Origin of the sequence: Bradyrhizobium sp. 45 (assembly GCF_023073155.1) — a bacterium.
Classification (GTDB): Bacteria; Pseudomonadota; Alphaproteobacteria; order Rhizobiales; family Xanthobacteraceae; genus Bradyrhizobium; species Bradyrhizobium canariense_D.
In genome coordinates this window covers 88,532-101,906 of sequence record NZ_JADPIX010000059.1, presented here as the reverse complement: position 1 = coordinate 101,906, position 13,375 = coordinate 88,532, and the positions used below count along the sequence as shown (strand labels likewise).

General features: G+C 64.7%; 9 protein-coding genes. All 9 read right to left on the bottom strand.

Annotation, left to right across the window (positions count from 1 at the left end):
* Positions 1 to 58: 58 nt before the first annotated feature.
* Positions 59 to 2,746 (bottom strand): PAS domain S-box protein, encoded by a 2,688-nt coding sequence (locus IVB42_RS10510; protein ID WP_018455290.1) that lies wholly within the window; start codon positions 2,744 to 2,746, stop codon positions 59 to 61.
* A gap of 124 nt (positions 2,747 to 2,870) precedes the next feature.
* Positions 2,871 to 3,797: a DMT family transporter gene (locus IVB42_RS10505; protein ID WP_247392952.1), complete on the bottom strand. Its 927-nt coding sequence runs from the start codon at positions 3,795 to 3,797 to the stop codon at positions 2,871 to 2,873.
* A gap of 80 nt (positions 3,798 to 3,877) precedes the next feature.
* Positions 3,878 to 4,693 carry an NUDIX hydrolase gene (locus IVB42_RS10500; RefSeq protein WP_247392951.1) on the bottom strand — a complete coding sequence of 272 codons (816 nt, stop codon included), beginning with the start codon at positions 4,691 to 4,693 and terminating at the stop codon, positions 3,878 to 3,880.
* A 4-nt stretch (positions 4,694 to 4,697) separates the two neighbouring features.
* Positions 4,698 to 5,651 carry a dihydrodipicolinate synthase family protein gene (locus tag IVB42_RS10495; RefSeq protein WP_247394779.1) on the bottom strand — a complete coding sequence of 318 codons (954 nt, stop codon included), beginning with the start codon at positions 5,649 to 5,651 and terminating at the stop codon, positions 4,698 to 4,700.
* Between the two features lie 28 nt (positions 5,652 to 5,679).
* Positions 5,680 to 6,558 carry an SDR family oxidoreductase gene (locus IVB42_RS10490; RefSeq protein WP_018455294.1) on the bottom strand — a complete coding sequence of 293 codons (879 nt, stop codon included), beginning with the start codon at positions 6,556 to 6,558 and terminating at the stop codon, positions 5,680 to 5,682.
* A 150-nt stretch (positions 6,559 to 6,708) separates the two neighbouring features.
* Positions 6,709 to 7,569 (bottom strand): MaoC family dehydratase, encoded by an 861-nt coding sequence (locus IVB42_RS10485; protein ID WP_247362408.1) that lies wholly within the window; start codon positions 7,567 to 7,569, stop codon positions 6,709 to 6,711.
* 207 nt (positions 7,570 to 7,776) lie between these two features.
* Positions 7,777 to 8,166 (bottom strand): OB-fold domain-containing protein, encoded by a 390-nt coding sequence (locus IVB42_RS10480; protein ID WP_018456495.1) that lies wholly within the window; start codon positions 8,164 to 8,166, stop codon positions 7,777 to 7,779.
* Positions 8,166 to 9,323, bottom strand: coding sequence for a thiolase domain-containing protein (locus tag IVB42_RS10475; RefSeq protein ID WP_247392949.1), 1,158 nt, complete (start codon positions 9,321 to 9,323; stop codon positions 8,166 to 8,168). Before IVB42_RS10475 ends, IVB42_RS10480 begins: the two co-directional genes overlap by 1 nt.
* A 404-nt stretch (positions 9,324 to 9,727) precedes the next feature.
* Positions 9,728 to 13,219: an indolepyruvate ferredoxin oxidoreductase family protein gene (locus tag IVB42_RS10470; protein WP_247362406.1), complete on the bottom strand. Its 3,492-nt coding sequence runs from the start codon at positions 13,217 to 13,219 to the stop codon at positions 9,728 to 9,730.
* Positions 13,220 to 13,375 lie beyond the last annotated feature (156 nt).

Genomic DNA, 13,375 nt, shown 5'->3' with positions numbered 1-13,375 from the left:
GTTGATTCGACGCGTTTTCATCACGCGAACGGCATCCACTTCGCTCGAAAACCGCAAGCTATTCGGCGGCCTGCTCGAGCGGCGCCACGCGCGGCAGGATGATCTGGATACGTGTGCCGCTGCCCGGTTCGGAATCCAGATCGAGCCGTCCGCCGAGCCTGTTCGTGACGATGCTGTAGACGATGTGCAGCCCGAGGCCGGTGCCGCCCTGATCGCGCCGCGTCGTGAAGAACGGATCGAAGGCACGGCGGCGGACGTCGAGCGACATGCCGCAGCCATTGTCGGAGAAGATGATCTCGACATTGTCCTTGCCGGACTCGCGCACCTGGATGTCGATGGTCCCCGGCCGGCCGTCCGGGAAGGCGTGCGCCACCGCGTTGAGAAACAGATTGGTCAGCACCTGGCCGTAGGGTCCGGGATAGCTGTTCATGGTCAGATCAGGCTGGCACTCGACGTTGAGCGTCAGATTGTGCTTGCGAAGGCCGGGCCGCAGACTCATCACCACCTGCTCGGTGAGGTCACCGAGATCGAAGCTGCGCTGGTCCGAATAGTTGCGGTCGGCGGCGACCTGCTTGAACGACTGGATCAGCTCGGCGGCGCGATTGAGATTGGCGACGAGCTGCGAGGAAGCGTCGCGGCTGGTATGGAGAAAGTCGTTGAGCGTGGAGCGGCGCAGCTCGCCGCGTTCGACTTCGGCGGTGAACATCGCGGTCTTGCGCTCCAGCGCGGAGGCGACCGTGAGGCTGATGCCGACGGGATTGTTGACCTCGTGCGCGACGCCGGCGACGAGGCGCCCGAGCGCCGCCAGCTTCTCCGCCTCGATCAGCGAGGCCTGGGTCTCGCGCAGATTGCGCAGCGCGGTCTCGGCGGATTCCTTGGCTTTCCGCATCTCCTGCTCGCCGCGCTTGCGCTCGCCGATGTCGAGCGCCACGGTGACGATCCGCTCGATCTCGCCTTCGGCATCGAGCAACGGCAGCTTGTTGACGAGCCATTGCCGCATGTGGCCGGAAGAATCAATGTACTCCTCTTCGTAGAAGCCGAGGCCCTTTCGCAGCGTCAGCACGCGCTTGTCGCTCTCGTCGGACTTGGCCGCGCCGTAGCGCGACATCAGGTCGGCCGTGGTGCGGCCGAGCGCATCGCCGGGCTCGATTCCGAAGATGCCGGCCATGTAACGGTTCATCAGCACGTAGCGCAGGTCGCGGTCCTTGACGTTGATGACCGCTGGCACGGTGTCGATGACCTGCTGGAGCAGGCGCCGTCCTTCGGCAATGGCGTCTTCCGCGCGCTTCTGGTCGGTAATGTCGCGCAGCGTGCCCTCATAGCGGACGATGTTGCCCGCCTCGTCGCGGACGCCGGTGGCACTGTCGGACAGCCACAGGATGTCGCCGCCGCGCTGGCGCACCTGGTATTCGAACTCGCGCACCATGCCGTCGCGTGCCATCAGCCGCTGATATTCGACGCGCGCCTCGGGATTGACGTAGATGGTGTGGGCGATGTCGTTGATGCTGTCGATGAGGTCTTTGGGGCTGTCATAGCCCATCATCCGCGCCAGCGCCGGATTGGCGTTGAGGAGGTCGCCGGCCGGCGTCGTGACATAGATGCCGTCGACCGAGCCCTCGAACAGTTTCCGGTAGCTCTCTTCGGCGAGCCGCTGCTCGGTCAGTGCGCGCACCGCCGCCTCGCGTGCCGTGTCGGCCTCCTCCAGCGCACGGCGGAACACTTCGGCCGCCCGCGCGATGTCGCCGATCTCGTTGTCGAGATCGGCGGACGGGATCGAGGTGTTCTTCTCGCCAGCTGCGAGCGCGCGGATCGACCGCGCGATCTGGGCGAGCGGACGGACCGTCCGCCGCACCACGAAGCCGGCCGCGAGAATGCCGATCAGCACACCGATGGTACCGAGCACGATGCTCTGCCAGCGCGCCTCCGTCAACGTGCGGGCAAAGTCGCGCGACAGCACGTGACCGCGCCGGGCGCTGACCTCGCGCAGCAATTCGGTGACGCGGCCGATCAGCCGACCCTCGGTTCCCAGCACCTCGCGGTCGATGTCGGCGATCTGCCGTTCACGGACCGCGACCGCGATGATCGCCTCGGCGTACTCGTTGACCGCCGATCTGAGCTTGGGATCAGTGACGCCCATCGCCCGCATGCTCTGCGCCGCCTGCTCGGCCGCGGACGGGTTGCGGGCAAGCAACCCAAGCGCGATCCGGCTCTGCGCTTCCGACAGGCGGGACGCCAGCTCTCGGTCCGCAGTGCCGGAGACAGCTGCGTCGAACTGGTCGCGGAGCGGCGGCAGCCCGGCAAGCAGCTGGGCGCGGCGGTCGATCAAGGTCGAGATCCGCTCCAGGCCGCTGCGATAGGTCGCAAGCCGCTCGCTGACGCCGTCGATCATATCCTGCTGCTCGGGCACGAGCTCGATGCGGGTCTTCTTCAGGATGTCACTGAGCGTCGAAGCCGCCTCGCCCACCTGCTTGAACTGGATGCCGGCGCCAGGGTCGGTGACGAAGTCGCGCGCGGCGAGCCGCAGCTCGTTCATGCGGCGGTCGATGTCCTCGGCGAGGTCGCCGACGCTCTGCAGCCGCTGCAGCTCGGCGAAGGTCGTGTCGATGTGCCGGATCGCGATCACGCTCGCGGTCGAGGTGACGATGATCACCGCCAGCACCAGAAGGAAGCTGCCGAACGTGAGCTGGCCGATGGAGAGCGAGAATGTTCGCTTTTTCTCAGGGGTCGGCGTCAATTCGGCGGACATTGGTGATGTGGGGACCGGGCCATTGGAGCTCCAATATACGACGTATTGCAGTCCCGGGGGAACATGCGTCTGGCCGCCGAATATCCTTAATGTTGAAGCCCTGCCGGCCTCCTTGGCCCCGGTTTTATGACGTTTTGACGCCGGCCGGCCGCCGCGCCGGGATGGTCATGGCGGCGACGCCGAGGACGACGCAGGCAAGGCCGATCCAGGCGGTCCGGCTCAGGCTCTCGCCGAGGAAGGCGACGCTGATGGCAACCCCGATCGGCACGCGGAGATAGGCCTGCGCGGTGGTGCCGACCGAGCCCAGGGTCTGGATTAGGCGGAAATAGATCACGAAGGCCGCGGCGGTCGAGAAGGTCGCCAGCGCGAGCAGCGCCAGCACGGAACTCAGCGAGGGCGACAGCGTCCAGGGCTGCTCGACGATGAGCGAGGCCGGGATCAGCGCCGCCGCCCCCGCCAGCAACGAGCCGGCCGCGGGCGCCATGGGATCGAGGCCCTTGAAGCCGCGACCGAAGATCGCGGCGCAGGCGTAGCAGATGGTGGCGGCAACGATAGCGGCCTCCGCGACGAGGCCGCTTCCGACATCGTGGAAGGCATCGACGCCGACGATCAGCAGGATGCCGGCCATGCCGGCAACCACCCCGACCAGCTTTCGCGGTGTCGTCGCCTCGTGACGCGTCACAACGGCCGTGAGCAGGAAGGTGAAGATCGGGCCGGCCGAGTTGAGGATGGTCGCAAGCGCGGCATCGACGTGGCGCTCGCCCCAGGCGATCAATGTCCAGGGGATCACGCTATTGAGCACGGCCTGGAAGGCGAAGCGTCGCCAGGTCGCGGCATCCGTCGGCAGCCTGATGCCCCGCGCCCACATGATCGCGAGCAGCAGCAGGCCCGCAATCGTGGTGCGCGCCGCGATCAGCGTAATCGGCGGAATGGTGGCGACGCCGAGCTTGATGAAGGTGTAGGAGCCGCCCCAGAGCGTTGCGAGCGCCAGCAGCAGCGCCAGCTCGACGGCGATGTTGTTGTCCTGCCGATTGCCCTGTCGGTTGTCCATGTCGCGCGCTCGATCCCGTTGTCAGGGACGGAACCTAGCGCGTCTGCCCTCGCCGATACTTCGCTTTGTATCGAAGTGTCCTAGCCGATGGCCCCGACCTCGAACACCTCACCGTCATAGCCGGCCTCGCGGGGAATGCGGAGCTGACGGCCGGTTTCGGTCTTGGTCATGACAGGCATCACCGTCACGACGGACATGCCGCGGGCGTGCTCGAGCGCGGCGCTCACGCTGCCCTGCTTGGCGAGCCGGATCAGATTGCGCGTGGTCGGGAACGGCAGCTTGAAGCGGCCGCTCTCGCCGCCCTCCACCGCCTCGCGTGGCGAGACCCAGATCGAGTCGGTCGATTCCCGGCCATCATGCGCGCCGAGCTGGTCGGGCGGTGCCGCCGCAAGGAAGAACCAAGTGTCGAAACGTTTTGGCATCCCCTCGGGCGTGATCCAGTGTGCGTAAGGCACCAGCGTATCGAGCGCGAGCTGGAGGCCGTTGTCGGCCAGAATGCTCAGGAAGGTGATCATGTGCTCGTTGAGCGCGACGCGATGCGCATCGGCGATTTCGCCGGCGCGCTTGGCGTCAACAGGCGTGCCCGAGTCCTTCGAGCGCGCCAGCAGGATGCCGCTTTCCTCAAAGGTCTCACGGATCGCGGCGATCCGAAAGCCGCGGTCCGCTTCGCTCAGGCCCTCGCCGCCTGAATACAAGTCGGAGCGCTTGACGATCTCCTGATCGCCGGCATCGACGCTGCCACCCGGAAACACCAGCGCGCCCGAATTGAACTCGATCTGATGATGGCGGACCATCATGAAGACTTCGATTTCGTCGCGGCTCTTGCCGTCGACCTTCGCGCCGTCGCGCAGCAGGAGGATCGTCGACGCAGGGCGTGATGCTGATGCCTCGGCCATTCGATTAACCTGCGGCGCTGGATTGCGGGCCGAGATTGGCGCGCTTGTCGACGCGGGCGACGCGCGACAGCAGGTACTCGACCTCTGCCTTCGCCGCCGGCGTGATGGTGGCGCCGGGCTTGCGCTGGGCGCTGGAGGCGATGATGCCGCGCTTCTGCAGCACGTATTTGCGCACGGCGAGGCCCGCGCCGGGCTGCTGCTCGTAGCGGATCAGCGGCAGATGTGCGTCGAACAGATCATGGGCGGCGTCGCGCTTGCCTTCCTTCGAAAGCCGCACGATGTCGATCAGGAGTTCGGGGAAGGCATAGCCGGTCATGGCGCCGTCGGCGCCGCGCTCCATCTCGAAGTCCAGAAAGAACCCGCCATTGCCGCAGAGGATCGAGAGCGGCCGCAGCGAGCCGTCCTTCTGGAAACTGCGCAGTGTCGAGATCTTTTCCAGCCCCGGCCAGTCCTCGTGCTTGAGCATCACGCAGTTCGGATTGTCGGTGACGACCTTGCGGATCACGGCCGGGGTGAACACCACCGACAAGGTCAGCGGATAGTCCTGGAGCACCCAGGGCACGTCGGGGCCGATGGCCTCGGCCGCCTGCTTGTAATAGCCGATGATCTGGTCGTCGGTCCGCAACGACGGCGGCGGCGCGATCATGACGCCGGCCGCGCCCGCATCCATCGAGGCCTTCGCCAGCGACCGCATGGTGGCAAAGCCCGGCGCGGAGACGCCGACGATCACCTGCATCTTCTTGGCGCGCTTGACGAAGCGTACCGCCACCTGTTCGGCCTCGGCGGCATCGAGCTTCGGGGCCTCACCGAGGATGCCCAGCACAGTGACGCCATCGCAGCCGACCTCCTCGTAGAAATCGGTCAGGCGGTCGATCGAGCGCTCGTCGATCCGGCCGTCATCGTGGAACGGCGTCGGCGCGATTGCGAAGGTGCCCTTGGCGTCGGCGGTAAGTTTCATCGTTGTCCTTGTTTCTCTCTGTCGATGGCTAAAACCGCCGCGCCCCCATCTTGATCTGCTCTTCGGAGAAGAAGATCTCCTTGGCATGATCGGCGATGTCCTGGGCCTTCCAGCCCGTGTGCGGCGGCTTCCAGCCGTCCATTTCCATCATCCGCATTTCGCGCACGCCGCGGGGCCCGGACACGCCCAGCACCTTGCCGGTCTGGTCGCCGGACAAGTCGCTGACCATGTATAGCACGGCCGGCGCGATGCCGTCCGGCCCCAGCGCCGCGCCGGGGTTCTCCTTATAGCGGGGCAGGTCTGCGGTCATGCGAGTCAGCGCGCCTGGCGCAAGCGTCCAGATCCGGATGTTGTATTTGCGTCCCTCGATCGCCAGCACGTTGGACAGGCCCCAGATGCCGCCCTTGGCCGCGCCGTAATTGCTCTGGCCGAAATTGCCGATCAGGCCCGAGGTCGAGGAGGTGTTGACGATGACGCCGCCGCCGTTTTCCCGCATCCAGCGAAACACCGGCATGGTGCAACAAAAGGTGCCCTTCAGATGCACCTTGATGACCTTGTCCCAGTCGGACTCAGACGCCTTGGCGAAGGTCTGGTCGCGCAGAATGCCGGCATTGTTGACGAGGATGTCGGCGCGGCCGAAATGCTTGATGGCGTCGTCGAACACCGACTGGCCGCCTTCCATGGTGGAGATGTCGGCGCCGTTGGCGACCGCCTTGCCGCCTTCGGCCTTGATCGCATCCACCACGAGCTGCGCCATCGATGTGTCGGCGCCGGAGCCGTCACGGGGCCCACCGAGGTCGTTGACGACGACGGAGGCCCCTTCCCGCGCGAACAGCTTTGCGTAGGCCTCACCGAGCCCCCCGCCCGCGCCGGTGATCAGCGCAACCTTGCCGTCGAGTAGTCCCATGGTGGCTCTCCCTGTTTTGTTCTTTTGCTCCGTCATGGCCGGGCTTGTCCCGGCCATCCACGAACTTGATCGCCAACCGCGCGAAGAACGTGGATGCCCGGGACAAGCCCGGGCATGACGAAATAACTCAGAGCGCGTCGAGCGGCATCATCACCCCAGCACCGTCTTGCCGTTCTTGATCACAGTGACGCCGCGCGACTTTACCTTGGCTTCGAACGAGATCACGCTGCCGTCCTTCCAGAGGTCCATGGTCACGGTCTCGCCGGGATAGACCGGCGAGGAGAACCGCGCGACGTGCTGGCGGAAGGCGGAAGCGTCGTAATCGGCATAGGTCTGGAGCACGCCGCGGCAGGTGATGCCGTACGTGCACATGCCGTGCAGGATCGGACGTGGGAAGCCGGCCTTCTTCGCGAACTCAGGGTCGGAGTGCAGCGGGTTGCGATCGCCGCAGAGACGATAGACCAGCGCCTGGTCGGGACGCGTCACGATGTCGATGGTCGTGTCGGGTGCGCGGGACGGGCTCTTGTGCGGATCCGGCTGGGTCAGGTTCGGCCCGCCAAAGCCGCCGTCGCCGCGGGCGAAGCGGGAGGCGACCAGAGTTGCCAGCTTCTCGCCCTTCTCGTTCTTGAGCACGGTCTGATGGCTGATGACCACGCCCTTGTCCTTGCCCTTGTCGTAGACTTCGACCACGGAGGAATCGGCGGTGATATGCGCGGCGACCGGTAGTGGCTGGTGGAAGGTGATGTCGCGCTCGCCGTCCACCACCATCACGCGGTTGAGGTTCATCTCGCCAGGCCCCGCGCCCCACGCGGCGACGGATGCAAAAGTCGGCACCACCTTGAGCGGTCGCGGCGTCAGCGTGCCCTCGTTGACGAAGGCGAGCTCGTTTTCGTCCATCGGATCGGCGCCAAGCCCAATGCCGTAGGCATAGAGCATCACTTCGCGGTCGGTGTAGGCATATTTCTGACCGAGGTTTTTGAGGCCTTTGAGTTCTTCGTATCTGGCGGACATTTTTGTTAATTCCTCCCGGCAGTTTCAGCGGTGGCGGCGCCCATTGATGCGCCCTCTCCCCTTGCGGGAGAGGGCTCCAAGGTGCTCGCAACAAACTCGTTTGGGTGAGGGGTTCGCTCCGCATCGAACAATCTCTCGGTGGAGAGAGACCCCTCATCCGGCGCTTCGCGCCACCTTCTCCCGCAAGGGGAGAAGGGAAGAAAGCGACTACGCCGGCGTAAAAAACGGCAGCGGCGCGCCGTCGGTCGGCTTGAACACCACCTTCACCTTCTGGCCGATCTTCAACGTCGTCAGATCGCAATCGACGAAATTGGTCTGGAGCGATGGGCCTTCCTTCAGCGTGACGTAGCCGATCGCGTAAGGGCCGGTCGGCGACTTCCGCATCAAGCTGTAGGTGTAGATCGTACCCTCGCCCGAAGACTGCTCCCACACCGTCTTGTCGGAGTAGCAGAACGGGCAGATCGCACGCGGGAAATAGTGCGCCTCGCCGCACGCGGTGCAGCGCTTGATCATGAACCTGCCCTCTTTGGCCGCATCCCAGAACGCGGCTGTCTCAGGGTTCGTCACCGGGGCCGGATATTTCTTGGCTTCGCTCATCACACGCGCTCCAGAATGGCCGTCGAGGCGGCGTGGCGAACACCCAAAAGGCCGCCGGTGCCGTGGGCGATGGCGAGATCGCAATTCTTGACCTGCACCTTCGGATGCGCCTCGCCGCGCAGTTGCCGCACGGCCTCGAGGATCTTGGTCATGCCGCCGCGATTGACGGGATGGTTGCTGCAGAGGCCACCGCCATCGGTGTTGAACGGTAGCTTGCCGACGCCCGAGATCAGATTGCCGTCGGCGACGAACTTGCCGCCCTCACCTTTCTTGCAGAAGCCGAGGTCTTCGAGCTGCATCAGGACGGTGATGGTGAAGCTGTCGTAGATCGAGGCGTATTTGATGTCCTTCGGCGTGATGCCGGCTTCCTCGAAGGCACGCGGGCCGGACCAGATGCCGGCGGAGTATGTGAGGTCGAGATCCTTGCCGCCGCGCGGGCCCTTCATCGCCTCGCCATGTCCGATCAGCTTGACCAAAGGCTTCTTCAGGCTCTTGGCGATTTCAGGCGTGGTCACGATCAGCGCGCCGCCGCCGTCGGAGACCACGCAGCAATCCATGCGATGCAAGGGATCAGAGATCATCGGCGAGTTCAGGACGTCCTCGACGGTCACGACGTCCTTGAGCATCGCATGCGGATTGTATTGCGCATGGTGCGAGGCCGCGACCTTGATCCAGGCGAGCTGCTCGCTGGTGGTGTCATAGTCGTGCATGTGGCGCATGGCACACATGCCGTAGGCATTGTGCGTGGTCGCGCCGTAAGCCGTCTCGAAATCGGCCTCGGCGCCGGCCGCGCGCGGCGGCATCGCCCCGGTGCGCGGCTTGCCGGCCAGCGTGATCAGCGCGATCGAGCACTTGCCCGCGGCAATCGCTTCAGCGGCGTGGCCGAGATGGATGATGTAGGAGCAGCCGCCGGTCTCGGTTGAATCGACATGGCGCAGTTTCTTGGTATTGAGGCCGAGATAATCGACCATCGGCCAGGCGCCGCCCGGGGCGTCGCCCGCGCAGAAATAGCCGTCGACGTCGTCCTTGCTGAGCCCGGCATCCTCGATCGCGCCCTTGGCGACCTCGGCATGGAGCTGCGCGGTGGATTTGTCCGGCGCGTGCCGGGTCGGGTGTTCGTAGATCCCGGCAATGTAGGCCTTGCCCTTGATGGTCAAATAAGGTCTCCGCTGGCGTTTCTCACTTCCGGTTTTTTCTGAACCGCTGCCGCCCTGTTGGCAAGCGCGGAAATATTCCGTCGGGCGAGAGGGCAGCGGGCTGGCGCAAATGGCCGCCGCATCATCCGAGGTGCGGTGGAAGGCCCTGCTGCCGCAGTCGTCGTTGCGAGCGCAGCGAAGCAATCCAGGAATCTTTCCGCGGACGCACTCTGGAATTGCTTCGCTGCGCTCGCAATGATGGGAACGACGGGCAGAACCCTAAAGCTGTTTTGCCCGACGGCACAAGTGATTTCGTTTTATCGAAAAATGTTTTTTCGCGAAAACAACCCCATGCACAGTAGAACGGTGGTTGATTTCAAACAGGAATTTGCAGGGTGGATTAGCGAGTCCACCCCACGAAAATTCTACTCCGCCGCGATCTGCCTCGGCGCCGGCGGCGGGTTCGCGAGGTCGGCGGCGAGCTGGGCGTAGCGGGCCTTGGCGTCTGCTACGGCCTTCTCCTTCACCGGGCCGTAGCCGCGGATGCGGTCGGGCAGCGAGAGCAGCTCCACCGCGGTATCGATCGTCAGCGGCGACAGCAGGCCGAGCACGGTGGCGACGTCCTTCTCGTAGCCGGCGATCAGATCGCGCTCGAGCTTGCGGTCGGCACTGCGACCGAAGATGTCGAGCGGCGTGCCGCGCAGGAACTTAAATTTTGCCAGCACGCGGAACACCGGAAGCATCCACGGGCCGAAGGCGCGCTTCTTCGGGCGGCCGAGCGCATCGACGCCCCTGCTCAGAATGGGCGGGGCCAGGTTGAAGTTGAACTTGAAGTCGCCTTCGAACTGGTCGCGGAGCTGCTTTTCGAAGGCGCTATCGGTGTAGAGGCGCGCGACCTCGTATTCGTCCTTGTAGGCCAGCAGCTTGGCGTAGTTGACCGCAACGGCGCGGGTCAGCGCCTCGTCATAGCCGCCCTGCCTGGCGACGTCGCTGACCTGATCGACCAGCTTGCGGTAGCGTTTCGCGAGGCGGCCGTTCTGGTACGCCGTGAGATGCCTGGTGCGATGCTCGATGACCTCGTCGAGCGTCATTGCGTCCAGGGACTTGGGCGCAACGACCTCATCCGTTCCCTTCAGCATGCCGGCAAGCCGTGCGGGATCGGCGACCGCGAGGCGGCCGAGGCGGAAGGCTTCCTTGTTCATCTTGATCGAGACGCCGTTGACCTCGATCGCCTGCTCGATCGACTCCGCTGACAACGGCAAGAGGCCCTTCTGATAGGCGTAGCCCATCATCATCATGTTGGTGGCGATGCTGTCGCCGAGCAGCTGTTCGGCCGGCTTGGTGAAGTCGAAGAATACCGAGTCCTTGTGCAGCGCGGTTTCCAGCAGCCCGTTCAGCTTGCGGGTCTGGAAGTTGAAATCGCGGTTGAGAACGAAGTCGGCGGTGGGAATGACGTGGCTGTTGATGATGCCGCGGGTGCGGCTGGTGTCGCAGAGTGAGATGGTGTCCTTGGCAACCGCGACCACCTCATCGGCGGCGAGCACGACATCGGCCGTGCCCGTGACGATGCGCGAGCAGGTCACCTCTGCCGGATGATCGGACAGGCGGACGTGGCTCAGCACCGCCCCACCCTTTTGCGCCAGGCCCGACATATCGAGGATCATCGAGGCCTTGCCCTCGATATGGGCGGCCATGCCGAGCAGCGCGCCGATGGTCAGCACGCCGGTCCCGCCGACGCCGCCGACAGCGATGTTGTAGGGCTTGTCCAGGTTGGGGCGCGATGCCGGCTCGGGCAGATCGCCGATATCGCCGACGCCCGCCGGCGCGCGCTTGCGCATCTTGCCGCCGTCGACGGTGACGAAGGACGGACAAAAGCCTTTGACGCAGGAATAATCCTTGTTGCAGGTCGACTGGTTGATGGCGCGCTTGCGGCCGAACTCGGTCTCGAGCGGCTCGACCGAAATGCAGTTCGATTGCACCGAGCAATCGCCGCAGCCTTCACACACGGCAGGATTGATCAGCACACGGCGCGCCGGATCCTCCATCGTGCCGCGCTTGCGGCGGCGCCGCTTCTCGGCGGCGCAAGTCTGCACGAACACGATCGCGGACGCGCCCTTGACCTTCCGCAGGGTCTTCTGGACCGCGTCGAGTTCGTCACGATGCGCGGTCTTGACGCCGGGCGCGATCTCGTTCGCCGGATAGGCGTCGGGATTTTCTGAGACCAGATAGATCTCGCGGATGCCTTCGCTGTGTAGCTGAAAGGTGATCTGCTGCGGCGACAATTCCCCGTCGACATGCTGGCCGCCGGTCATCGCGGTCGCGTCGTTGTAGAGGATCTTATAGGTGATGTTGGCGCCGGAGGCGATCGCCTGGCGGATCGCGAGGCTGCCGGAGTGGAAATACGTGCCGTCGCCGAGATTGGCGAAGACGTGCTCTTCCTTTGTGAAGGGGGCAACGCCGACCCACGGCACACCCTCGCCGCCCATGTGGGTGAAGGTCTCGGTGGAGCGATCCATCCACAGTGCCATGAAGTGGCACCCGATGCCGGCAAAGGCGCGACTGCCTTCGGGCACCTTGGTCGAGGTGTTGTGCGGGCAGCCGGAGCAGAAATAGGGGGTGCGGGCGACAGGCGCGGTCGCCTGCATTTGCGACGCCTGGCGGCCGTTGAACCAATCGGCCTTGGCGCGCAGCATCGTTGCAATTTCGGGATTGAGATCAAGTCGAAGCAGCCGCTCGGTGAGCGAGCTGGCCAGTGAGGCGACGCTGAGTTCTTCGGCAAAGGGGAGGAAGCGCTTGTCGTGGTCGTCCATCTTGCCGATGATGCGGGGACGGACATCGTCGCGCCAGTTGAACAGCTCCTGCTTCACTTGGTTCTCGACGATCTCGCGGCGCTCTTCGATGATGAAGATTTCCTCGAGGCCCACGGCGAATTGCCTGACGCCTTCCGGCTCCAGAGGCCAGGGCATGCCGATCTTGTACAATCGAAGCCCGATCTTGGCGGCGACCTCGGGCGTAATCCCGAGCTCGCGCAGCGCCTGCCGGATATCCTCGTAGCTCTTGCCGGACGCCATGATGCCGTAGCGGGCGTTGGGCGAATCCATGGTGATGCGATTGACCTTGTTGGCGCGTGCAAAGGCGATCGCGGCAAAGCCCTTGTAGTCCTGCAGGCGGCGGTCCTGGGCGAAGCGGTCGTCGGGCCAGCGCAGATTGAGGCCGCCTTCGGGCATCTCGAAATCGGTCGGGATCACGAACGGCGTCATCTCGTCGGTGAGGTCGATCTCGGCGGTGGTCTCCACCGTCTCCGTGATCACCTTCATGCCGACCCAGCAGCCCGAGTAGCGCGACATCGCGATACCCAGAAGACCCATCTCGATCATCTCGTGTACGCTCGACGGGTAGAGATAGGGCATCAGCGCCGACATGAAGGCGTGGTCGGATTGATGCGGGACCGTCGAGGATTTTGCGCCGTGGTCGTCGCCGGCGAGACACAAGACGCCGCCGTTCTTGGCGGAGCCCGCGGCATTGCCGTGGCGGAAGACGTCGCCGCAGCGATCGACGCCGGGGCCCTTGCCGTACCAGATGCCGACCACGCCGTCATACTTGGCGCCGGGCGAGAGGTTGAGCTGCTGCGAGCCCCAGACCGCGGTCGCGGCTAGATCCTCGTTCACGCCGGGTTGGAATTTGATGTTGTACTGCTCGAGATGGTTGCGCGCGGCGAAGAGCTGCTGGTCATAGCCGCCGAGCGGCGAGCCGCGATAGCCGGAGATGAAGCCGGCGGTGTTCAATCCCGCGGCACGGTCGCGCCGGATCTGGGCCATCGGCAGGCGGACCAGAGCCTGAATGCCGGTCGTGAAAATATGTCCGGTGTCCTGGGTGTATTTCTGATCGAGACTGATCGGACCCTGGTTGATGCCCATTATGTCCTCTTCCGCCCTTTTGAGCGTTGGCTGCTTAAGCCGTTGCCTGCCCGTTGTTTTTAGCTAGGGCGCGCCGACCATTTCCGCCACTCTATGTCGGATATTTCACGCTCCGCATCACAATTCTGGACCAAAGGGAGCGCCGGGTAAAAATCG

Excerpts from the sequence above, each read along its gene's own strand:
- IVB42_RS10510 (WP_018455290.1), bottom strand. The coding sequence starts at position 2,746 with ATGTCCGCCGAATTGACGCCGACCCCTGAGAAAAAGCGAACATTCTCG.
- IVB42_RS10505 (WP_247392952.1), bottom strand. The coding sequence starts at position 3,797 with ATGGACAACCGACAGGGCAATCGGCAGGACAACAACATCGCCGTCGAG.
- IVB42_RS10500 (WP_247392951.1), bottom strand. The coding sequence starts at position 4,693 with ATGGCCGAGGCATCAGCATCACGCCCTGCGTCGACGATCCTCCTGCTG.
- IVB42_RS10495 (WP_247394779.1), bottom strand. The coding sequence starts at position 5,651 with ATGAAACTTACCGCCGACGCCAAGGGCACCTTCGCAATCGCGCCGACG.
- IVB42_RS10490 (WP_018455294.1), bottom strand. The coding sequence starts at position 6,558 with ATGGGACTACTCGACGGCAAGGTTGCGCTGATCACCGGCGCGGGCGGG.
- IVB42_RS10485 (WP_247362408.1), bottom strand. The coding sequence starts at position 7,569 with ATGTCCGCCAGATACGAAGAACTCAAAGGCCTCAAAAACCTCGGTCAG.
- IVB42_RS10480 (WP_018456495.1), bottom strand. The coding sequence starts at position 8,166 with ATGAGCGAAGCCAAGAAATATCCGGCCCCGGTGACGAACCCTGAGACA.
- IVB42_RS10470 (WP_247362406.1), bottom strand. The coding sequence starts at position 13,219 with ATGGGCATCAACCAGGGTCCGATCAGTCTCGATCAGAAATACACCCAG.